Source organism: Kribbella sp. NPDC003557 (genome assembly GCF_040610805.1).
Classification (GTDB): domain Bacteria; phylum Actinomycetota; class Actinomycetes; order Propionibacteriales; family Kribbellaceae; genus Kribbella.
On record NZ_JBEXMY010000005.1, the window covers coordinates 409,766 to 431,518 of the forward strand.

Annotated in this window: 16 protein-coding genes, 1 tRNA gene and 1 pseudogene; 3 read left to right on the forward strand and 15 right to left on the reverse strand. The window is 68.8% G+C overall.

All coding sequences use genetic code 11. From position 1 onward, the window contains the following. The first annotated feature begins 26 nt into the window (after positions 1–26). Positions 27–446: a hotdog fold thioesterase gene (locus ABZW60_RS22590; protein WP_355479741.1), complete on the forward strand. Its 420-nt coding sequence runs from the start codon at positions 27–29 to the stop codon at positions 444–446. Here ABZW60_RS22590 and ABZW60_RS22595 read toward each other — a convergent pair. After that, the gene (locus tag ABZW60_RS22595; protein ID WP_355479743.1) at positions 409–999 is read right to left on the reverse strand and encodes a GNAT family N-acetyltransferase; all 591 of its coding nucleotides are present in this window, start codon (positions 997–999) and stop codon (positions 409–411) included. The two genes, ABZW60_RS22590 and ABZW60_RS22595, sit on opposite strands and share 38 nt — an antisense overlap. A 124-nt stretch (positions 1,000–1,123) precedes the next feature. Between ABZW60_RS22595 and ABZW60_RS22600 the strand changes: the two genes are divergently transcribed. After that, the gene (locus ABZW60_RS22600; RefSeq protein ID WP_355479745.1) at positions 1,124–1,864 is read left to right on the forward strand and encodes a DUF554 domain-containing protein; all 741 of its coding nucleotides are present in this window, start codon (positions 1,124–1,126) and stop codon (positions 1,862–1,864) included. 27 nt (positions 1,865–1,891) lie between these two features. On the opposite strand, the gene ABZW60_RS22605 is transcribed toward ABZW60_RS22600, so the two are convergent. The 13 genes and pseudogenes from ABZW60_RS22605 to gltB all read right to left on the reverse strand — a co-directional run bounded on the left by ABZW60_RS22605 (position 1,892) and on the right by gltB (position 19,954). Further along, the gene (locus ABZW60_RS22605; RefSeq protein WP_355479747.1) at positions 1,892–2,608 is read right to left on the reverse strand and encodes an ABC transporter ATP-binding protein; all 717 of its coding nucleotides are present in this window, start codon (positions 2,606–2,608) and stop codon (positions 1,892–1,894) included. After that, entirely contained in the window at positions 2,608–3,444 is an 837-nt protein-coding gene (locus ABZW60_RS22610) for an ABC transporter ATP-binding protein (protein ID WP_355479749.1), read from the reverse strand. Before ABZW60_RS22610 ends, ABZW60_RS22605 begins: the two co-directional genes overlap by 1 nt. Next, positions 3,441–5,156: a branched-chain amino acid ABC transporter permease gene (locus tag ABZW60_RS22615; RefSeq protein ID WP_355479751.1), complete on the reverse strand. Its 1,716-nt coding sequence runs from the start codon at positions 5,154–5,156 to the stop codon at positions 3,441–3,443. Before ABZW60_RS22615 ends, ABZW60_RS22610 begins: the two co-directional genes overlap by 4 nt. Beyond that, positions 5,153–6,142, reverse strand: a complete 990-nt coding sequence (locus ABZW60_RS22620) for a branched-chain amino acid ABC transporter permease (protein ID WP_355480500.1) — start codon at positions 6,140–6,142, stop codon at positions 5,153–5,155. Before ABZW60_RS22620 ends, ABZW60_RS22615 begins: the two co-directional genes overlap by 4 nt. Continuing rightward, positions 6,116–6,469, reverse strand: a pseudogene (locus ABZW60_RS22625) (branched-chain amino acid ABC transporter permease); the annotation flags it as partial. The gene ABZW60_RS22620 and the pseudogene ABZW60_RS22625, both read right to left, overlap by 27 nt. A gap of 85 nt (positions 6,470–6,554) precedes the next feature. Next, positions 6,555–7,796: a branched-chain amino acid ABC transporter substrate-binding protein gene (locus ABZW60_RS22630; protein ID WP_355479752.1), complete on the reverse strand. Its 1,242-nt coding sequence runs from the start codon at positions 7,794–7,796 to the stop codon at positions 6,555–6,557. 337 nt (positions 7,797–8,133) lie between these two features. Further along, complete coding sequence (locus tag ABZW60_RS22635; RefSeq protein WP_344197031.1) at positions 8,134–8,721, reverse strand: response regulator; 588 nt, start codon at positions 8,719–8,721, stop codon at positions 8,134–8,136. 15 nt (positions 8,722–8,736) lie between these two features. Then, a complete protein-coding gene (locus ABZW60_RS22640; protein WP_355479754.1) occupies positions 8,737–9,510 on the reverse strand; it encodes a helix-turn-helix domain-containing protein in 774 nt (257 codons plus the stop codon). A gap of 32 nt (positions 9,511–9,542) precedes the next feature. Beyond that, positions 9,543–9,625, reverse strand: a tRNA-Leu gene (locus tag ABZW60_RS22645). Between the two features lie 1,129 nt (positions 9,626–10,754). Further along, a complete protein-coding gene (pyk, locus tag ABZW60_RS22650) occupies positions 10,755–12,206 on the reverse strand; it encodes a pyruvate kinase (protein WP_355479756.1) in 1,452 nt (483 codons plus the stop codon). Positions 12,207–12,317: 111 nt separating this feature from the next. Then, positions 12,318–13,871: a metallophosphoesterase gene (locus tag ABZW60_RS22655; protein ID WP_355479758.1), complete on the reverse strand. Its 1,554-nt coding sequence runs from the start codon at positions 13,869–13,871 to the stop codon at positions 12,318–12,320. A gap of 93 nt (positions 13,872–13,964) precedes the next feature. Next, positions 13,965–15,431, reverse strand: a complete 1,467-nt coding sequence (locus tag ABZW60_RS22660; protein WP_355479759.1) for a glutamate synthase subunit beta — start codon at positions 15,429–15,431, stop codon at positions 13,965–13,967. Further along, positions 15,431–19,954, reverse strand: a complete 4,524-nt coding sequence (gene gltB, locus ABZW60_RS22665; RefSeq protein ID WP_355479761.1) for a glutamate synthase large subunit — start codon at positions 19,952–19,954, stop codon at positions 15,431–15,433. The genes ABZW60_RS22660 and gltB overlap by 1 nt, the downstream gene beginning before the upstream one ends. A 240-nt stretch (positions 19,955–20,194) precedes the next feature. On the opposite strand from gltB, the gene ABZW60_RS22670 reads away from it, so the two are divergent. After that, positions 20,195–21,025 carry an aminoglycoside phosphotransferase family protein gene (locus ABZW60_RS22670; RefSeq protein WP_355479763.1) on the forward strand — a complete coding sequence of 277 codons (831 nt, stop codon included), beginning with the start codon at positions 20,195–20,197 and terminating at the stop codon, positions 21,023–21,025. Here the strand turns inward: ABZW60_RS22670 and ABZW60_RS22675 are convergent. Further along, a complete protein-coding gene (locus ABZW60_RS22675; protein ID WP_355479764.1) occupies positions 20,997–21,737 on the reverse strand; it encodes a hypothetical protein in 741 nt (246 codons plus the stop codon). The genes ABZW60_RS22670 and ABZW60_RS22675 overlap by 29 nt on opposite strands. Positions 21,738–21,753: the final 16 nt, after the last annotated feature.

The following is a 21,753-nucleotide window of genomic DNA, read 5'->3' on the forward strand; positions in this document are numbered from 1 at the left end:
GGGGACAGTTCTGACACACTGCTTCCGTGACAGATGAATCGAACCTCGGACCGGGTATGAGCCTGGAGGGCACCCTCCTGCAGACAATGGGAATCGTTGTCGCCGAGGCGACAGCGGAGCGGGTGGTCGCGACCATGCCGGTGAAAGGCAACACCCAGCCGTACGGGCTGCTGCACGGCGGCGCGTCCTGCGTGCTCGCGGAGAGCCTCGGCTCGATCGGGTCCGCCCTGCACGCGGCGACGTACGGCAAGGTCGCGGTCGGTGTGGACATCAACGCGACCCACCACCGCGCGGTCCGCGACGGGGTGGTCACCGGCGTCGCGACCCCGATCTACCTCGGCCGCACGACCACGTCGTACGAGGTGATCGTCACCGACGAGCGGGACAAGCGGGTCTGCACCGCCCGGATCACTTGCCAGCTGATTCAGGCTCCGCCCGGGAGCTGACCGCGCGGCGGGCGATCGCCGAGCGCCGCGACGACAGCAGGGCGAGCAGGTTCGGCGCGTGCTCGGCGTTCAGCCGGCGGCGCACGGTGTGCGTGTTCGCGAACCGCAGGACGCCGGCCTGCCCGAGCCCGAGCCGTGCCAGGAACCGGTTCGCCTCACGGGCGATCGCGGGCGCGACCACGGCCAGGTGCAGGCAGCTCTCGTGCTCGGCCCAGGAGACCGCCTCCGCGATCAGCGCCTTGCCGAGGCCGTGCCGCCGGGACGTGTCGCTGACGTGCAGGTACTCGATCGTGACCGTGGTGTCGTCGTGCAGCGGGCTGATCGCGGTCCGGCGCAGGTAGGCCATCCCGTGCACCTCGCCGTCGAGCTCGCCCACGAGCAACCGGCCGAACGGATCGTCCAGGTTCTTGCTGACGGCAACCTCCGCGGCGGCCACCGACGGCGGGGCCGGGAGCCGGGACGGCAGACCCGCGGCGGTGCTGAGCTCACGCCACATCGCCACCAGGGCACCGGCGTCCTCCGGCCGGGCGTCCCTCACCTCGACGGCAGCCACCACAGCGACCTCCCGGTCCGGTCCACCCCCGAGGTGAACAGACGGGCCGATACGCTCGTCCTCGCGCAACAGTAGGCCCTCGGGGGTCACATGCAAAGCTGACGACCTCTGACTGGAGACCAGTTTGTTCATCGGAATCGGGACCGTCGTGAACGTCGCGACGGTGCTCGTCGGTTCGGTACTCGGCGTACTCGTCGGACACCGCCTCAGTCACCGCACCCGCGACCTGGTCACCGACGCGCTCGGCCTGGTCACGCTCCTGATCGCGATCAGTGGGGCACTGACGGTGAGCGACGACGTGCTCAGCGACGCCGTCGGCGACAGCGCGCCGATCCTGATCGTGCTCGGCGCGATGCTGATCGGCGGGATCATCGGCTCGCTGCTGCGGATCGAGCAACGGCTGGAGGACTTCGGCGGTTGGCTGCAGCGCCGGTTCGACCGCGGCGAGGGCCGCAGCACCTTCGTCGAGGGGTTCGTGTCCGCCTCGATGGTGTTCTGCGTCGGCCCGCTCACGTTCCTCGGCTCGTTGTCCGACGGGCTCGGCCGCGGCGCCGACCAACTGTTCCTCAAGGCGGTGCTCGACGGCTTCGCGTCGATCGCCTTCGCCGCGTCGTTCGGCTGGGGCGTGGCGGCGTCCGCGCTGGTCGTCCTGGTGGTCCAGGGATCGATGACCGCGGTCGGGGCGATCCTCGGCGACGTCCTGCCCGACGCCCATGTGACCGCGCTCGGCGCGACCGGCGGCGTGATGCTCATCGGTGTCGCGCTCAGACTTCTGAAGCTCAAGCAGGTCGCCGTGGCCGACCTGCTGCCCGCACTGCTCGTCGCGCCGTTGCTGGTTCAGCTGCTCGTTGTCATCCGCAACTGAACCAGCAACGCCCGCGTCGGTCCCGGGTCAGTCCTCGCCCAGGTAGGCCTTGCGGACCGAGTCGTTCACCAGCAGGTCGCGGCCGGTGCCGGACAGCACGATCTTCCCGACCTCGAGCACGTACCCGTAGTCGGCCCGCTTCAGCGCGGCCTGGGCGTTCTGCTCGACGAGCAGGATCGTCGTGCCCTGCTCCTGCAACTCGGTCACCGTGGTCATGATCCGCTTCATCATGATCGGTGACAGACCCATCGACGGCTCGTCCAGCATCAGCAGCTTCGGCCGGCTCATCATCGCCCGGCCCATCGCCAGCATCTGCTGCTCACCGCCGGAGAACGTGCCGGCCGGCTGCTTGCGCCGCTCCCCCAGGATCGGGAACAGGTCGTACGCCGCCTGCAGGTCGGTCCGCACACCCCCCGGGTCCCTGCGGGCGAACGCGCCGAGCATCAGGTTCTCCTCGACCGACAGCCGCGGGAAGATCCGCCGGCCCTCGGGCGAGTGCGCCAGACCGCGGGTGACGATGTCGTGCGCCGCCACGTGGTCGATCCGCTCGCCCTGGAACCAGATCTCGCCGCCGGTCGGCCGGAGCAGGCCGGAGATCGTCTTCAGCGTGGTGGTCTTGCCGGCGCCGTTGGTGCCGATCAGCGACACCACCTGCCCCTGCTCCACGCTGAAGCTGATCTTCTTCACGGCCCGGATCTTGCCGTAGGCAACTTCCAGGTCCTTGACCTCGAGCATCGCGGCCATCAGACCTCCCCTCCGGGTACCTCGTCCTCTTCGTCCTCGCCGGTGCCGATGTAGGCCTCGATGACCCGCGGGTCGGACTGCACCTCGTCGGGCGTGCCCTCGATCAGGGTCTGGCCCTGGACCAGGCAGAGCACCCGGTCGCAGAGGTTGAAGATGAACCGCATGTCGTGCTCGATCACCACGACCGACAGGCCGGAGTCCCGGATCTTGAAGATCAGGTCACTGGCCTGCCGGGTCTCCTGCGGGTTCATACCGGCCGTCGGCTCGTCCAGCAGGATGAGCTTCGGGTCGGTGGCCAGCGCCCGCGCGATCTCGAGCCGGCGCTGGTCGCCGTACGGCATGTTCCGGGCCAGGTGCTCGGTGAACTTGCCGAGTCCGACGAAATCGAGCAGCTCCTGGGCCCGGGCCCGGGAGGCCGCCTCCTCGCGGCGGAACTTCGGGCCGTGGAGCACCGAGGTGATCGCGCCCGAGCTGGTCCGGCAGTAGCGCCCGACCATCACGTTCTCCAGCGCGGTCATGTTCGCGAACAGCCGGATGTTCTGGAACGTCCGCGCCATCCCGGCCCGGACCACGGCCCGGGGCTTGGGCGGCAACGGCGTACCGGAGAACCGGACCTGCCCGCTGGTCGGCTTGTAGAGCCCGGTGAGGCAGTTGAAGAACGTCGTCTTGCCGGCCCCGTTCGGACCGATCAGGCCGACGATCTCCCCTTCGCGCACCGTCAGGTTGACGTCGTTCACCGCCAGCAGACCACCGAACCGCATGGTCACGCCGGAGGCCTCCAGAACCGGGGCGCCGATCGAACGCTCGGCCGTGTCCTGGGTGTCGGTCACCGTCATTTCGCCTCCTCGACAGCGAGCCGTTCCTCTTCGACCTCGACGGCCAACGCCTCGTCTTCCTCGTGGAACTCGAGCTGGCGCCGCTTGCTCGCCACCAGGCCCTCGGGACGGAACCGCATCATCAGGACCAGCAGGATGCCGAACAGGAACAGCCGGTACTCCGAGAAGAACCGCAGCTTCTCCGGCAGCAGCTTCAGGATCGTCGCACCGAGCAGCACACCGGCGATGGTGCCCATACCGCCGAGCACGATCGCGGCGAGCAGGAACGCCGACTCCAGGAAGATGAACTGGTCCGGACTGACCGCGCCGTCCTGGTGGGCCTTGATGGTGCCGGCCAGACCGGCCAGGAAGGCGCCGACCGCGAACGCGAGCAGCTTCAGCCCGAAGACGTTCACGCCCATCGCCTCGGCGGCCTTCTCGTCCTCCCGGATCGCCACCCAGCCACGCCCGATCCGGCTGTTGTTCAGCCGGGCGAACGTCAGGATGACGAAGCCGAGCAGGAGCAGCAGCAGGAAGTAGTAGTTCGAGAACCGGCCGAGCTCGATGCCGGCGACCGTGTGCGCGTCGCCGAAGTTGAACCCGAACAGTTCCAGGTCAGGGATGCCGGGGATACCGTTCGGCCCGTTGGTCAGGTTCGGGCCGTTGTTGCCGTCCAGGTTGAACATCGAGAACCGGAAGATCTCACCGAACCCGAGCGTCACGATCGCCAGGTAGTCACCCGAGACCCGCAGTGTCGGCGACCCGATGATCAGGCCCAGCAGGGCCGCCACACCGGCGCCGATCAGCATGACCAGCAGGAACGGCGGCTTCCAGTTGATGGTGGCGAACGCCGACGTCGACAACGTCGCGGCGACATACGCACCGGAGCCCAGGAACGCGATGTACCCGAGGTCCAGCAGGCCGGCCAGGCCGACCACGATGTTCAGGCCCATCGCGGTCGCGCTGAAGACCAGCACCGAGCCCGCGATCGACATGTTCGCGTCCGAGCCGTTCTGCGTGAACGGGAACAGGAACGCCGCCGCGAACGCCGCCAGCGTGAGCACCTTGCGGTGCCGCTGCCCGGCGTGCGACATGAAGGTCATCGCACCGGTCCGGAACAGCCCGGTCGCGCCGGTCGCGACGAACACCAGGCACAGGATGAACGACCACGCGTCGCCCAGCCCGAGCGCGTACGCCGCGAGGAAGAGCACCACCGCCATCATCGCGGAGATCAGGAAGATCTCCAGCCAGTCCGGCAGGCGCGCGTGGCTCATGTCCCGCAACTGGTGCAGCGGCAGCAGGTACGCCGAGACCGCGATCAACGCGGCACCGGCGAGCGTGACGTACGCACCGGGGTTGACGTTGATCAGGCCGTCGGACTCCACCGAGATCGCGACGATGACCAGCACCATGTACAGCGTGAGGCCGACGCCGAAGGCCCGCAGGCCGAGCGTCGCGTCCAGCCAGGAGCCCAGCTTGGTCAGCGGGCCCCGCTCCGCCAGCAGCAGCACCAGCGAGAGCACGGCGACGATGATCGCGAGGATCTGCAGGCCGCCCGGGTAGAAGTTGATCGAGAGGTCGTTCAGGATCGACCCGTCGTAGCTCCACGACAGGAACGATCCGACGATCACCAGTGCCACGCCGACCAGGCCCAGCGGCCATGCGATCGGCTTGCCCGGCTTCGCCACCGGTGCTTCGGCGACGTCGTCGACAGGAGCCTGTACGTCGGTCATGCGCGGTCCACCACCCTCGCGCCCAGCAGGCCCTGCGGCCTGAACACCAGAACCAGGATCAGGATGACGAAGGCCCAGACGTCCTTCCAGGTACTACCGCCGAACTGGCCGGGGATGTACTGGGTGGCCATCGCCTCGATGACGCCGAGCACCAGACCACCGACGACGGCGCCGAAGATGTTGCCGATACCGCCCAGCACCGCGGCGGTGAACGCCTTCAGACCGGCCAGGAAGCCCATCCGGAACTCGATGTTGGTGTTCTGCAGCCCTTGCGATACACCGGCGATCGCCGCCAGCACCGCACCGAGTGCGAACGCGACGACGATGATCCGGTCGACGTTGATCCCCATCAGCCGCGCGGTGTCCGGGTCCTGCGACACGGCCTGCATACCGCGGCCCATCCGGGTCCGGTTGACGAAGAACCAGAGCAGGACGGAACAGACCGCGAGCGCCCCGATCGTGAAGATCGCGGACCGCTGGATGGTCACACCGCCGACCTGCAGCGCCGTGCCGGTCACCACATCGATCTGCGGGAACGGGATGCGCAGCTTGGCGCTCGGCCAGTCGACGGTGCTGATCAGCTTCGCGTAGAGCACCCAGCTGACTTCCGCGACCACGACCGCGCCGGCAGCAGCAGCGGCGATCGCCGGTACCGGCGTCTGGCTCCGGACGCGACGCCGTACGGCCGCGCCGGCCAACCACCCGATCGCGGTACCGACCAGGGCGCCGAGCACGACCACCCCGATGATCAGCAGGGCGTTCAGGTCGGGGTCGACCAGCCGTACGACGACCCACACCGCGACAGCGCCGCCGGCGGCACCGAGCAGCGGAGCGCGGTCGAACCACTTGGAGACCGGGTGGTTCAGGTCGATCCCGGCCACCCGCCCGCCGATCAGGTAACCGATGCCGATCGCCAGACCCGTGAGCACCACGACCGTCCACTCGGGCTGGTCGTAGAACAGCCGGACGAACTCCTGCAGGAACACGGAGATACCGATCGCCGTGATCAGCGGTGCGAGTCGTGGCGCGTTCCGCAGGGGACGGTACGCGACACGCTCCATCGCCACGGCGGTGCCGACGGACGCGATCATGGCGCCGACGATCATCACCGGCAGGATCCAGACGCTGGTATCACCGTTGAAGAACAACAGATACGTCGTCAGTGCGCCGAACGCACCGATCATGAACACCTCGCCGTGGGCGAAGTTGATGAGCTGCACGATGCCGTACACGACGGTGTACCCGACCGCGATCAGGGCGTACAGCGAGCCCAAGGTCAACCCGTTGACGAGCTGCTGCAAGAACTGGTCCACGTCGACCTCCCATCTGCCTCGGTTTATGACACGCCACGGGGGTGGGAGGATCGCTCCCACCCCCGAGACATGAGGTCGACTCTGCTTACTTGCTCTCGAAGTCCTTGGTCTCCACGGTGGCCCACTTGCCGCCGCCGACCTTGTAGACGGTCAGCACCTTGGAGGTGGTGTCACCGTACTGGTCGAAGGCGACCTTGCCGGTCACACCGTCGAAGGAGACCTTGCTCATGGCATCGACCGTCGCCTGCCGGGCGGACTCGACGTCCTTGGCGTCCTTCAGCGACACCTTCAGCGCCTCGATGATGGCGTTCGCGGCGTCGTAGGAGTAGCCGCCGTACGCGGCGTACGGCTCCTTGTACTTCTGCGCGTTGTAGTCCGCGACGAACTTCTTCGCCGACTCGAGGCTGTCGACCGGCGCACCGACCGAGGTGGCCAGGTCACCGTCGCTGGTCTTGCCGGCCAGCGTGATGTACTTCGGGTCGAAGATGCCGTCGCCGCCCATCAGCGGGACGTTCAGGCCGGCGGCCTTCATCTGCTGCGACAGCGGACCCGCGTTCGGGTACTCACCGCCGTAGTAGACGGCCTGCGGGTTGGACGGCTTCACCGCGGAGATGACGGCCTGGTAGTTCGAGTCGTCCGGGTTGATGGTCTGCGCCGTGACGACCTGACCGCCGAGCTTCTTGAACTCCTCGGTGAAGGTGCCGACCAGACCCTGGCCGTACGCCTTCTTGTCGTGGATCGTGGCGACCTTGGTGATCTTCGCGGTCTCGTACAGGTACCGCGCCGCGAACGGACCCTGGACGGCGTCCGTCGTGCAGGTCCGGAAGTAGGTCGGGTACGGACGCTTCGGGTCCGTCTGCCACTTCGCGCCCTGGGTCAGGCCCGGGCCGGTGTTGGCCGGCGAGACCTGGACGATGTTCTTCGGCGCGAGCACCGGCTGGACCTGCTGGCTGACGCTGGTGTTCAGCGTGCCGACCACGCCGATCACGTCCTTGTCACTGGCCAGGGCCGTGGCGGCGTTCTTGCCCGGCTCGGTCTTGGCCTCGTCGTCCTTCGCATCCACCTCGAGCTTCCAGCCCGGGATCGCGTTGGAGTCGTTGGCCTGCTTCACGGCCAGCTCGACGGAGTGCTGGATACCCAGACCCAGGGCCGACAAGTCTCCGGACAGCGGCGCGATGACGCCGATCTTCGCGGTCTTGGTCGAGCCTCCGGAGTCCCCCCCGGAGTCGTTGCCACTGCGTGAGCCGCAGGCAGTCAAGGCCAACGACGCAACGATCAGCGACGCGCCGACCCGTACTACGGAACGCTGGTGCACTGTTCCTCCCATGTCTGGATAGTCCCAGCGAATCCGGGACTCTCGCGCATTTGCCGCGAGCACCGGCAGGTTAGACCCCGCGATGGTTCCAAGCGAACAGCACATCGGCTGTGTTGTGAGGTCGTTACCCCGGTAAGCATCGTTCGTTGACCTGATTACTGTCCGGACCGGTCCGGTGGTGACATAGCGTCAGCGACTGGCTTTGTTCGGTGAGAATCGCTCTCGGCGACCGAGACGGCCGCCACGGTTCGTCACCAATGCCCGCCGACGTTCACCAGACGTTACGACACGCCGGAAACGTAGACAGGTTCCGTAACTTCCTCACCGGACGGCAGCGGTGGCTGCCCGATCAGGAATCGCCGGCCTCGTTGACGACCAGCTCGGCGACCTGCCGCATCGAGACCCGCTTGTCCATCGCGGTCTTCTGGATCCACCGGAACGAGTCCGGCTCGGACAGCCCGAACTTGGTCTGCAGGATCGACTTCGCGCGGTCCACCAGCTTGCGGGTCTCGAGCCGCTCAGCCAGGTCCGCGACCTCCCGCTCCAGCTCGGCGAGTTCGACGTACCGGGACGCGGCGATCTCGATCGCGGGCAGCAGGTCGGCCTTGGAGAACGGCTTCACCAGGTACGCCATCGCGCCCGCGTCCCGGGCCCGCTCGACCAGCTCCCGCTGCGAGAACGCGGTCAGCATCAGCACCGGCGCGATCCGCTCCCCCGCGATCTTCTCCGCCGCACTCAGCCCGTCCAGCTTCGGCATCTTCACGTCGAGGATCACCAGATCCGGCCGCTGCTCGATCGCCAGCCGAATCGCCTCCTCGCCGTCCCCCGCCTGCCCGACGACGTCATACCCCTCTTCCGCGAGCATCTCAGCCAGATCCATCCGAATCAGAGCCTCGTCCTCAGCGATCACCACACGCTTAGCAGTCACACCCGACACCTTATCGATCCCCCCTCACGACTTCGGCCCCACGAACCCGTCCAACACGGCAACCGCTTCCTTCCGGCTCACCGCGATCGCGTTCCGTCGCGGTTGCCGCCACTTGATCCCCAACTGATCGAGCGCGTCGGTCAGTATCTTCCGGATGTCCCCGGACTCGTTGGAGAACATGTACCGCACGTAGTAGTACCGCTTGCCGTCCGGCTTACTCGCCCAGTTCACGAACCGGCACCCGTCCGAGTGGAACAGCCCACGCACCAACTGTTCGGGGTACTCGGCAACAATCTCCCGCTGCCAACCCTCCAGCTCGATCTTCCGCAAATGCTTCCGCCCTGGTCCGTGCTGCGGAAACACACAAGGCCAGTGCTTCCACCGCGCCTCGACCCGAATCGCGCCGCCCCCGCCCCGCAGACACGGACTGGCGTTCGGCTTGACCCGCTTGACGGTCTCCGCGATCTCCTGATTCAGCTCGGCATACCGCGCGTCATTGACGATCTGCAGCGTGAACACACCACGCCTCGCCTTCGCGATGGAGCCGTCCCCCAGATACCACCCGAGAAGCAGCGCATACGCCGCCTCATCCAACTCGGCACCGTCGCACCGTGGGCAGGGCGTCGCCGGATAGCCGCCACCGGTCCGCGTGCGACCTTCCTTCTGGTACCGACGACGCCAGGTCCTGATCGTCCGTACGGCAACTCCATGGATCTCGGCATTGACGCGATCCGGCACGCCGTCATCGGACATCCGCAACGCCGACTCAACCGTCTCCCGCGACCTGAAGTGACCCATGCCACAGGGTCCCGAAAGCCACCGACAATTTGTGCCGGGTGTGGGATTCGAACCCACACGCCCTTGCGAGCAACGGATTTTGAGTCCGTCGTGTCTGCCATTCCACCAACCCGGCTCTGGTTGCAGGGAATACTGTAACCCCTCTGCGGCCTGATGCGTTTCGGCCCCACCCGCGCCACACGGCGGTCGACGAATCCGTCGGTGGCCCACCGGAAGCTCGTGCTGTGCACGACAAGCGGGCCAGGGAGCCCGAGCTTCGGGCAGGCACGGCGGGCGAGAGTCTGAGCTCGGTCAGGCGGCGGCTCGGAATGACCCGGGCGGCGCTGCGGGAGCAGGGATCGTCACGGGTACGCGTCGTGGAGGCTGGACGCTCTCGCTGGCGCCGTACGAGCACCTTCCGCCTTCTACCTGGGCCACGGCTGTCTGTCCGCGCCGTACGTGCCGTTCGTCCAAGTCGGCCAGTGCATCGGGTACCGGCGGTTGGGTGTACGTCGGTTGTTTCGTACTGGAAGCACTGGCCGTGTCCGTCCCGAAGCACCGACCGGGTTTGAAACACAGGCATACCATCGCGCTGGCCAGCTGGCAGCAGAAGATCGTTGCCGAGCACCCCGAGCTCTTCCTCCGCAGCCGCTTCAACTCCGACGGCCGCCAGGTCAGCAACTGGACTACCCGGCCAGTCGCCAGCCGACTTTAGCGCTACGAGTACCCGCGCTACATGTTCTCCAATGAGTCCCCCGACATCATGCGCATCTGCCAGCAGACCCTCGACCGCCTCACCATCCCCTGGCGCATGCCCCGCCCCAACGCCCTCTCCGTAGCCCGCCACGAGGCCGTCGCCACCCTAGACACCTTCATCGGCCCAAAGTCATAACCAGCAGCTCGAAACCACGACGACGGTTCGGTCTGCGCTGAAGCCAGCGGGACACGGCCGCCGCCAAGCCCTTCGGCAAGGGCACCCGACGGCCGACCGTCAGCTACCCGCCGGCCGCAGCCACTCCCCAAATCTGTTCTTCGCCCTGAACATGACCGACGCGGACCACCACCCCGCCACCCGCCTCGACCACACCCCTCAATCTCTTCCTTCCCGACGGCCGACCCTCAGCCACCCGCCGGCCCCAGCCACATCCCGAATCTTTTCTTTGCCTCGAACGTGGTTGAGGCGGACGGTCAGTGACCGGCCGCCTCAAGCACATCTCTAAGTGCTCTTCTTTGTCTTGCTACCCGTCCTGCCCGTGCTCCGGTGGTTACGGGTTGGGGCTTCGGTAGGCGGGGGCGATGCCTTCGATGGCGTCGCCCATGCGGTGGACTCGGAGGGCGTTGGTGGAGCCGGGGATGCTGGGTGGGGAGCCGGCGACGATGACTACCAGGTCGCCCTTGCTGAGTTTGCCGAGTTCGAGGAGGCGCTGGTCGACCTGGCGGACCATCTCGTCGGTGTGGTCGACGGTCGGGACGATGTGGGTCTCGATACCCCAGACCACGCTCAGCCAGGAGCTGACCGACGGGACGGGGGTGAAGGCGAGCAGCGGGACCTCGGTGCGGTACCGGGCCAGCCGCAGCGCGGTGTCGCCGGACTGGGTGAACGCGATCAGGTACTTCGCGTCCAGCCGCTCCGCGACGTCCGCGGCCGCGCGGGCGATCACGCCGCCCTTGGTCTTCGGCTCCCAGTCGATCTCGTGGACCCGGCTGAGGCCCTGCTCCTCGGTGGCCTCGACGATCCGGGCCATCGTCTTGACGGTCTCGATCGGGAACCGCCCGACGCTGGTCTCGCCGGACAGCATGACCGCGTCGGCGCCGTCGAGGACGGCGTTGGCGACGTCGGACGCCTCGGCCCGGGTCGGCCGCGGCGCGGAGATCATCGACTCCAGCATCTGGGTGGCGACGATCACCGGCTTCGCGTTCAGGCGGGCCTGGTCGATGATCAGCTTCTGCACCAGCGGGACGTCCTCGAGCGGGAGCTCCACGCCGAGGTCGCCGCGGGCCACCATGAACCCGTCGAAGGCCTCGATGATCTCGTCGAGGTTGGCGACCGCCTGCGGCTTCTCGATCTTCGCGACGACCGGGATCCGCAGACCCTCCTCGTCCATGATCTTGTGCACCAGCTGGATGTCGGCCGCGTCCCGGACGAACGACAGCGCGATCATGTCGGCCGGCAGGTGCAGCGCCCAGCGCAGGTCCTCGGCGTCCTTCTCGGACAGTGCGGGCACGCTGACCGAGACGCCGGGCAGGTTGATGCCCTTGTGGTTGGAGACCGGCCCGCCGACGGTCACCCGGCAGACCACGTCGGTCTCGGTGACCTCCTCGGCGACCAGGGCGATCCGGCCGTCGTCGATCAGCAGCTGGTCACCCGGCTTCACGTCACCCGGCAGGCCGTCGTACGTCGTACCGCAGATGGTCTGGTCGCCCGGCACCTCCCGGGTGGTGATCGTGAAGCGCTCGCCGTAGGTGAGCGTTGCCTTCCCCTCGGCGAACTCGGCCAGCCGGATCTTCGGGCCCTGCAGGTCGACCAGGATGCCGACGTTGCTCCCGGTCTCCGCCGCGGCGGTGCGGATCCGCTGGTAGATGCGCTCATGCTCGGCATGGGCACCATGGCTCAGGTTGAGCCTTGCGACGTCCATGCCTGCTTGGACGAGTTCTGTGATGCGCTCCGGGGCGGCCGTAGCCGGGCCGAGCGTACAAACGATCTTTGCGCGACGCACGTCACAAAACCCTACTCCTGCAAACCACTGGGCCTGCTGGTCCGCCCCCGTTACTGGACAGTTAACAGTAGAAGACAATCGGGGACAGCGCCTGACGAAGCGCCTGAATCGTCAAGAAGGCAAGGGGGTGTAGGCCCCGACCGTGATGGCCCCGGTCAGCTCGGCGGTGACGCTCTGCAGGCCGATCGGCTGCCCTTCCTTGTCGTAGGTGATCAGCGTGACCTGCCCGGGCCGGCGCAGCGTGTACCCCAGCGCGAAGGCGTACGCCGCTCCCCCGGTCGTGCCGTTGGTGTACGTCGTCACCGACCGCCCGTCGACCACCCGGCTCTCCGGCCCCACCTGGCGGTGCAGGTGACCGGACAGGACGAGCCGCGCGCACCCGCGGGCAGCCGTGTCGGCGCCCGACGCCGGGTCGTGGACCACGAACGTCGAGATCCGCTTGTTCTCGGGCTGCTCGCAGGCGACGTCGGCGAGTCGCTCGGACTGGTGCTCGATGGTCTCGTCGCCGGGGCTGTCAGCGCTCCCGAGACCGGTCTTGGTCGGATCGCTGTCGCCGAGGAACCGGATCCCCTCCACCTCGACCGGCTTGCTGTCCAGCACCGTGAAGCCGTTCTTGCGCATGGCGTCCTCGATGTGGCCGCCGGCGTCGTGGTTGCCGGCCACCGCGACCACCTTGAGGTCCTTGAAGTGCTGCCGCAGCGAGTGGATGCTGAAGACCTCCCAGCCCTGCCCCGACGACGTGTCGTCACCGGCGTCGATGAGGATCTTCGCCCCGCCGACCTTCGCCACCTCGGCCGCGAAGCCGTCGATCCCGATGTTGTCGTGCCGGTCGTTGACCTGCAGCGCGACCTTCTGCCCTTCGGCGGGCTGGTGGATCTGGCTCGCGACATCAGCCACCGAGTCCTTGAGCCGGCCGTAGAACCGGGACGACCGCTGGTACGTCTCGACCGCCGTCCGGATCACCCCGACGCCGCCCGTGGTGGAGAACCCGGAGGCGACCTCGACGCCCTGCAACTGCTCGTCGAGCGGGATCTCCGGCAGCAGCTCGGCGAGCGGCTTCCACTCGGTCGGCGGTACGTCGACGGGCCGCATCCGTCCCGGGCCGAAGATCGAGGCGATGGTGATCAGCATCGCGACCAGGACGACGATCGCCCGGTGCTCGAGCCGGCGCTCGTGGCGGTGCACGAGGTGCCACAGCTCGCGGCGGCGGCGGACGCCGATCATCGCCCAGACGGTCGTCACGACGACGACCACCAGCAGGCCGGAGCCGGCCCCGGCGAGCGCGTCGTCGACGGCCATCTCCTGGACGACCTGCTGGATCCGCCCGATCTCACCGTCGGGCTGGGCGGCGATCAGGGCGTCCCGGTTGATCAGGTCGGTGAGGTTCGCGGCGTCGGTCTCCTGGATGTCGACGTTGACGCCGAGCCCCAGCGGGTTGTCGCTGGCGATCCGCAGCCGCGGCAGTACGGCGCCGAGGTCGACTGTCGCGTGCCCGTCGAACGTCGGCGAGACGGTCGCCGCGTGGGCACCGATGGTGACGCGCTCGGAGTCGTTGGCGAACGCGACCATGCCGATCGTGACCGAGGTGAGCAGCCAGAGCACGACGAGGGTGGCCCACGGCGCGATCGCGCGGAGCCGGGCCTTCGTCACCAGGCGCGTTGCCACACTCCCAACCTATCGAGACCCACCACCCGGAGCATCCACCGACCACGCCCGACGGCGATTCGTCACTGGCGGATGCCCCGGGGTGGCGCTCGGTCAGACCGCCAGCGGGCGGGCGGTCGGCGGGATCGGGGTGGGCAGGGTGGACGAGCCGGTGAGGAGGGTGTCGACCCCGTTGGCGCACGAGCGGCCCTCGGCGATCGCCCAGACGATCAGCGACTGGCCGCGGCCGGCGTCACCGCAGGCGAAGACGCCCTCGACCGACGTGTGGTAGTTCTTGTCCCGCTTCACGTTGCCGCGCTCGTCGAGCTCGACGCCGAGCTGCTCGAGGAAGCCCTCGCGCTCGGGGCCGACGAAGCCCATCGCGAGCAGCACCAGCTGCGCCGGGATGGTCCGCTCCGAGCCCTCGACCGGGGTGAACTTCCCGTCCTTGAACTCGACCTCGACCAGGTTCAGCCCGGACACGTTGCCGTCGGCATCGGCCTCGAAGTTCACCGTGGAGACCGCGTACACCCGGTCGCCGCCCTCCTCGTGGGCGGAGGCGACCCGGTAGATCATCGGGTACGTCGGCCACGGCTGGTGCCCCGGCCGGTCGTCACCGGGCCGCGGCATGATCTCCAGCTGCGTGACGGACCGGGCCCCCTGGCGGTGCGCCGTCCCCAGGCAGTCGGCGCCGGTGTCGCCGCCGCCGATGATCACCACGTCCTTGCCGGTCGCAACGATCTGGTCCTCGACGGTCCGGCCGAGCGCGACCCGGTTGGCCTGCGGCAGGTACTCCATCGCCTGGTGGATGCCGCCGTACTCACGGCCGGGCACCGGCAGGTCGCGGGCCGCGGTGGCGCCGGTCGCGATCACGACCGCGTCGTACCGCTGCTTGAGCTGGGTACCGGTGACGTCCACGCCGACGTTGACGCCGGAGCGGAAGACGGTGCCCTCCTCCTTCATCTGCTGGATCCGGCGGTCGACCTGTTCCTTCTCCATCTTGAACTCGGGGATGCCGTAGCGCAGCAGGCCGCCGGGGGCGTCGGCGCGCTCGTACACCGCGACCGTGTGCCCCGCGCGGGTCAGCTGCTGCGCGGCGGCCAGGCCGGCCGGGCCGGAGCCGACGACCGCGATCGTCTTGCCGGTCAGCCACTCCGGCGGCTGCGGCTTGACGTCACCGGTCTCCCAGGCCTTGTCGATGATCGCGACCTCGACGTTCTTGATCGTCACCGGGTCCTGGTTGATCCCCAGCACGCACGCGGTCTCACACGGCGCCGGGCAGAGCCGGCCGGTGAACTCCGGGAAGTTGTTGGTCGCGTGCAACCGCTCGATCGCGCTCGACCAGTCGTCCCGCCAGACCAGGTCGTTCCACTCCGGGATCAGGTTGCCCAGCGGGCAGCCGCTGTGGCAGAACGGGATGCCGCAGTCCATGCAGCGGCCGGCCTGCTTGGTGATGATCGGCAGCAGCGCCTTGCCGGGCCCGCCGGGGTAGACCTCTTTCCAGTCCTGCACGCGCTCGGCGACCGGCCGCCGGTCGGCGACCTCCCGCCCGGTGGTCAGGAATCCCTTGGGGTCAGCCATCAGATGGCCTCCATCATCGCTCGCGTGGTGGCGTCCGCGTCCAGGCCGTCGCGCTCGGCGGCCGCCTTGGCCGCCAGCACCCGGGCATAGTCGCGGGGCATCACCGTGGTGAACCTGGCGGCCGCGGCGGGCCAGTCGGCGAGCAGCTTGGCCGCCCGTTCCGAAGCGGTCTCCTCGTGGTGCCGCCGGACCAGGTCCTGCAACAGGTCGGACTCGGCCTCGGTGAGCGGGAGCAGGTCCACCAGCTCCGGGTTCACCAGGGCGCGGTCCAGGTCGAGCACGTGGGCCACGCCGCCCGACATGCCCGCGGCGAAGTTCCGGCCGACGGCGCCGAGCACGACGACGCGCCCACCGGTCATGTACTCGCACGCGTGGTCGCCGACCGCCTCGACGACCGCGGTCGCGCCGGAGTTCCGGACGCAGAACCGCTGCCCGGCGCCGCCGCTGATGAACAGCTCGCCGGACGTGGCGCCGTACGCGATCACGTTGCCGGCGATGATCTGGTCGGCGGCGTCGAACCGGGCGTGCCGGTCCGGCCGGATCACGACCCGGCCGCCGGACAGGCCCTTGCCGACGTAGTCGTTGGCGTCGCCCTCGAGGCGCAGGGTGACCCCGCGCGGCACGAACGCGGCGAACGAGTTGCCGGCCGACCCGGTGAAGGTCAGGTCGATGGTGCCGTCTGCCAGCCCGGCCGCCCGGTACCGCTTGGTGATCTCGTGGCCGAGCATCGTCCCGACGGTCCGGTTGACGTTGCGGATCGCGAGCTGCGCGCGGACCGGTTCGCCGTTCTCGAGCGCCGGCCGGCAGATCCGGATCAGCTCGTTGTCGAGTGCCTTGTCCAAGCCGTGGTTCTGCTCGATGGTCCGGTGCCGCGACGCGCCCTCGGGCAGCGCCGGCACGTGCAGGATCGGCGTCAGGTCGAGCCCGTCGGCCTTCCAGTGGTCGACCGCGCGCTCGATGTCGAGGACCTCGGCGTGCCCGATCGCCTCGTCCAGCGTGCGGAAGCCGAGCTCGGCCAGGTACTCGCGGACCTCCTCGGCGATGAACTCGAAGAAGTTCACCACGAACTCCGGCTTGCCGGAGAACCGCTCGCGCAGCACCGGGTTCTGGGTGGCGACGCCGACCGGGCAGGTGTCCAGGTGACAGACCCGCATCATGATGCAGCCCGACACCACCAGCGGCGCGGTCGCGAAACCGTACTCCTCCGCGCCGAGCAGCGCGGCGATGACGACGTCCCGGCCGGTCTTCAGCTGGCCGTCGGTCTGGACGACGATGCGGTCGCGCAGCCCGTTCAGCAGCAGGGTCTGCTGGGTCTCGGCGAGGCCGAGCTCCCACGGACCGCCCGCGTGCTTCAGCGAGGTCAGCGGCGCCGCACCGGTCCCGCCGTCGTGGCCGGAGATCAGGACGACGTCCGCGTGCGCCTTGGAGACACCCGCGGCGATCGTGCCGACCCCGACCTCGGACACCAGCTTCACGTGGATGCGGGCGGCCGGGTTGGCGTTCTTCAGGTCGTGGATCAGCTGCGCCAGATCCTCGATCGAGTAGATGTCGTGGTGCGGCGGCGGCGAGATCAGGCCGACGCCCGGCGTCGAGTGCCGGGTGCCGGCGACCCACGGGTACACCTTCGGGCCGGGCAGCTGCCCGCCCTCGCCGGGCTTCGCGCCCTGCGCCATCTTGATCTGGATGTCGTCGGAGTTCGTCAGGTACTCCGCGGTGACACCGAACCGGCCGGACGCGACCTGCTTGATCGAGCTCCGCCGCGCCGGGTCGTACAGCCGCTCGGCGTCCTCGCCGCCCTCACCGGTGTTCGACTTGCCGCCGAGCCGGTTCATCGCGATCGCCAGCGTGGTGTGCGCCTCGGCGCTGATCGAGCCGTAGCTCATCGCACCCGTCGAGAACCGCTTCACGATCGCGCTGACCGGCTCGACCTCGTCGAGCGGGATCGGCTGCCGGTCGCTCTTGAACCCGAACAGGCCGCGCAGCGTCATCAGCCGCTCGGACTGCTCGTCGACCTTCGACGTGTACTGCTTGAAGATGTCGTAGCGCCCGGTCCGGGTGCTGTGCTGCAGCCGGAACACCGTGTCCGGGTCGAACAGGTGCGGCTCGCCCTCGCGGCGCCACTGGTACTCGCCGCCGATCTCCAGCTTGCGGTGCGCCGGCAGGATGCCGTCGGCCGGGTACGCGCGCAGGTGGCGGCGCCGGACCTCCTCGGCGAGCGTGTCCAGGCCGATCCCGCCGAGCTTGGACGACGTACCGGTGAAGTACTGGTCCACCAGCTCCGGGGACAGGCCGGTCGCCTCGAAGATCTGGGCGCCGGTGTACGACGCGACCGTCGAGACACCCATCTTCGACATCACCTTGAGGACGCCCTTGCCGAGCGACTTCACCACGTTGCGGATCGCCTGCTCGGGCTCGACGCCCGGCAGGTACGTGCCCTGGCGGCACAGGTCCTCGACGGACTCCAGCGCCAGGTACGGGTTGATCGCGGCCGCGCCGTACCCCATCAGGAGCGCGACGTGGTGGACCTCGCGGACGTCACCGGCCTCGACGACCAGGCCGACCTGGGTGCGGGTCTTCTCCCGGACCAGGTGGTGGTGCACCGCGGCGGTGAGCAGCAGCGACGGGATCGGCGCGCTGTCGGCGTTCGAGTGCCGGTCGGACAGCACCAGGATGCGGGCGCCGTCGTTGATCGCGGCGCTCGCCTCGGCGCACAGCTCGTCGAGCCGGGCCTTCAGCGCCTCGCCGCCGCCCTCCACGTCGTACACACCGCGCAGGACCGTGGTGGCCAGGCCCGGCATGTCGCCGTCGAGGTTGATGTGCCGGAGCTTCGCGAGCTCGTCGTTGGTGATCACCGGGAACGGGATCACCACCTGACGGCAGGACGCCGGGCTCGGGTTCAGCAGGTTCGACTCCGGGCCGAGGCTGGACGACAGCGAGGTCACCAGCTCCTCGCGGATCGCGTCCAGCGGCGGGTTCGTGACCTGCGCGAACAGCTGCGCGAAGTAGTCGAACAGCAGCCGCGGGCGGTCGCTCAGCACCGCGATCGGCGTGTCGGTGCCCATCGAGCCGATCGGCTCCGCGCCGGACTTCGCCATCGGCGTCAGGATGACGCGCAGCTCCTCCTCGGTGTACCCGAAGACCTGCTGGCGCCGGGTGACCGAGGCATGGCTGTGGACGACGTGCTCGCGCTCGTGGAGGTCCTCGAAGCGGATCAGGCCGGCGTGCAGCCACTCGTCGTACGGGTGCTCGGCGGCGAGGGCGTTCTTCACCTCGGCGTCGGTGATGATCCGGTGCGCGTCGACGTCGACCAGGAAGATCCGGCCGGGCTCGAGACGGCCCTTCTCGGTCACGGTGGCCGGGTCGATGTCCAGCACGCCGGCCTCGGAGGCGAGCACGACGAGGCCGTCGTCGGTCACCCAGTAGCGCGACGGGCGCAGGCCGTTGCGGTCCAGGACCGCGCCGACCTTCGTACCGTCGGAGAAGACCACCGACGCCGGGCCGTCCCACGGCTCCATCAGCGTCGAGTGGAACTCGTAGAACGCGCGCCGCCGCGGGTCCATCGTGGCGGCGTTCTCCCAGGCCTCCGGGATCATCATCAGCATCGCGTGCGGCAGCGAACGGCCGCCCAGGTGCAGGAGCTCCAGGACCTCGTCGAAGGACGCGGAGTCGGACGCGCCCGGCGTACAGATCGGGTAGAGCTGCTCCAGGTCGCCCGGGATCAGGTCGCTGGACAGCAGGGCCTCGCGGGCCCGCATCCAGTTCCGGTTGCCCTGGACGGTGTTGATCTCACCGTTGTGGGCGATGTACCGGTACGGGTGCGCCAGCGGCCAGGACGGGAACGTGTTCGTCGAGAACCTGCTGTGCACGATGCCGATCGCCGACGCGAGATCGGGGTCGGTCAGCTCGGGGAAGAACTTGTCCAGCTGGTCGGTGGTCAGCATCCCCTTGTAGGTGACGGTCCGGCCGGACAGCGACGGGAAGTAGGTCTCGGTCTCCTTCTCGGCGCGCTTGCGCAGCCGGAAGGCCATCCGCTCCAGCGCCAGGCCGAGCACCCGGCCCGCCTTCGCGGTCACGAACAGCTGCTTGAAGGTCGGCATCACCGAGCGCGCGGTCGCGCCGAGCAGTTCCGGCGTGGTCGGGACGTCCCGCCAGCCGACCACCGTCAGCTGCTCCTCGGCCGCCAGCTCCTCGATCCGGGCGATCGCCTTCGCGGCGTCGTCGGCCTCGGCCGGCAGGAACGCGATACCGGTCGCGTAGCTGTGCGGCGCGGGCAGCTCGAACTCGCACACCTTGCGGTAGAAGGCGTCCGGAACCTGGATCAGGATGCCGGCGCCGTCGCCGGAATCGGGTTCGGCACCGGACGCACCACGGTGCTCGAGGTTCCGCAGGGCGGTCAATGCCTTGGCCACGATGTCGTGGCTCGGTTCACCGGTCAGGGTCGCGACGAAAGCAACACCACAAGCGTCGTGCTCGTGCTGTCCGTCGTAGAGACCCTCGCTCGGGAATGGCGGGCTACCAAACATTCAGGAGCTCCCGTCGTCCTACGGTCAACACAACTGGCCGCGGGACAACACTGGCCCAAGCCGGGAGTCCCGAGACTACCTCATGACGCCCGCCAGATGGACTTCGTGTCCACCGCGAAACGCCCTGGTAACCCTGTGTAAGCAAGCGCTCACTACTAGCCCCCTATCTTCCCAGCCGACCGCTCCGCCGACCACCCACAACACCGGAAATTCACTTGCTGAGACTGATAGAGCGTTCCTATGCCGTGGCAGCCCTCTCGCGACTGGAAACCGCTCACCAGCGGCACCGGACAGGCGACCGGTGGGGTCTGGCTGACGCCCGACGGCCAGGTGGTGAAGCGTCTCGTTCCGGGAGTGACCGACCATCGTCATCACGCCTTCTGGGAGCGGCAGGCGCTGGTGGCCGAGTCCGGTGTCGTCGCCGGTACGGCGGGGCTTCGTGCGCCTGCTTGCCTGGGCGTCGAGCGGGACGAGGAAGGCATCACGCTGCGGACGGCGTACACGTCGCCTGTCGACTGGGCTCCGGAGACGTTGGCTGCGGCTCTGGGGCGGTTCGGAGCTTGTTCCCTGGGTGAGCCTGCCTGGGGTGCCCGCGACGTATTGCGGGATCGCCTGCGGACTGCGGAGGGACGAGGCGGGTGGTCTGCGTTGTCGGGCGCCGGGTTGGCGTCAGTCGCGATCGAGGAGCTTTGGGCGCGGCGCGAGTCCGCACTGGCGGTGCTCGACGAGCTTCCGCGGGTGCCGACCCACGGCGACGCTCATCCGGTGAATCTGCTCGGCCGCGACGGTGCCGATGTCGTCGCCATCGACTGGGAGCAGTTCGGTCTCGGCCCGGCCGGCTTCGACCTCGGCTACCTGCTCCTGGCCACGGAAGTCCCGCTGGACGATCTCCTCGACGGTCAGAGCGGGAGTGCCCGGCGCGGGGCGGTGCTGGTGGCGGCGTACACCGGGGTCTCGCGGGCCGCCTGGGCGCTGGGACAGCCTGATCCCGGCGATCACGTCGAGCGGTTGGCCAAGCTGTCGGCGGTCGTCGACGAAGCGGTCAGCCACGCCTCGTGGAAGGCTTGGTAGTTGGGGAAGCGGGTGGTTGTGGCTTCGAGGAGTACTGCTTGGAGGGTCGGTGGGGGCTCGGGTAGCAGGACCAGGGCGGTGCGGCCATGACGTACGCCGTCGTGCGGGTGTCGACGGGGGCTCCGAGGGTGAGTTGCTCGGGGGCCATGAAGCGCTCGGAGCCGAACATGCGGCCCATCGTGTTGTGGTGCGGGCCGCGGTGGTACATGTCCAGGTCCATCACCGTCAGCCGGCGCGTGGCGAAGTCGTACATCATCGCGCCGTCGTAGAAGTCCCCCTCGACCCACCCGGCGGCGTCCAGCGCGGCGTGCAGCTCGTACAGAGCGTCGAGCGCGGCCAGGATCTCCGCGGCGGGCAGCGCCCGGAAACGCTCGCGGGTCACGGGGTCGTGCAGCAGGTCGCCGTCGCGCCAGTCGTACACGAGCAGCGGCCCGGCGGGTGACTCGATCACGGCGTGCAGCCGGGGCAGCGTGGGGTGGCTGACCGATCGCACCAGCTCGGCCGCGGTCCGGAGCAGGGCGACGCGGCCGTCGAAGTCCAGGTACGGCTGCGTGTCCGCGGGATCACCGGCGGTCTTGACGAAGTACCGGGTGCCGGCGGACTCCACGCCGTACGAGATGTTGCCGGAGTCCTGGGTGGTGAAGCGCGCGAAGATGGTGCCTAGCTGGTCGAGGTAGGTGGCCGGAAGGACGTCGATCGCGCCAGGGAACATCCGACCGAGCCTAGTG

What these genes read in the sequence shown, in the direction of transcription:
- ABZW60_RS22605 (WP_355479747.1), bottom strand. Translation starts at nt 2,608, where the DNA reads ATGGCCGCGATGCTCGAGGTCAAGGACCTGGAAGTTGCCTACGGCAAG.
- ABZW60_RS22610 (WP_355479749.1), bottom strand. Translation starts at nt 3,444, where the DNA reads ATGACGGTGACCGACACCCAGGACACGGCCGAGCGTTCGATCGGCGCC.
- ABZW60_RS22615 (WP_355479751.1), bottom strand. Translation starts at nt 5,156, where the DNA reads ATGACCGACGTACAGGCTCCTGTCGACGACGTCGCCGAAGCACCGGTG.
- ABZW60_RS22630 (WP_355479752.1), bottom strand. Translation starts at nt 7,796, where the DNA reads ATGGGAGGAACAGTGCACCAGCGTTCCGTAGTACGGGTCGGCGCGTCG.
- ABZW60_RS22640 (WP_355479754.1), bottom strand. Translation starts at nt 9,510, where the DNA reads ATGGGTCACTTCAGGTCGCGGGAGACGGTTGAGTCGGCGTTGCGGATG.
- ABZW60_RS22660 (WP_355479759.1), bottom strand. Translation starts at nt 15,431, where the DNA reads ATGGCTGACCCCAAGGGATTCCTGACCACCGGGCGGGAGGTCGCCGAC.
- gltB (WP_355479761.1), bottom strand. Translation starts at nt 19,954, where the DNA reads ATGTTTGGTAGCCCGCCATTCCCGAGCGAGGGTCTCTACGACGGACAG.
- ABZW60_RS22670 (WP_355479763.1), top strand. Translation starts at nt 20,195, where the DNA reads ATGCCGTGGCAGCCCTCTCGCGACTGGAAACCGCTCACCAGCGGCACC.
- ABZW60_RS22675 (WP_355479764.1), bottom strand. Translation starts at nt 21,737, where the DNA reads ATGTTCCCTGGCGCGATCGACGTCCTTCCGGCCACCTACCTCGACCAG.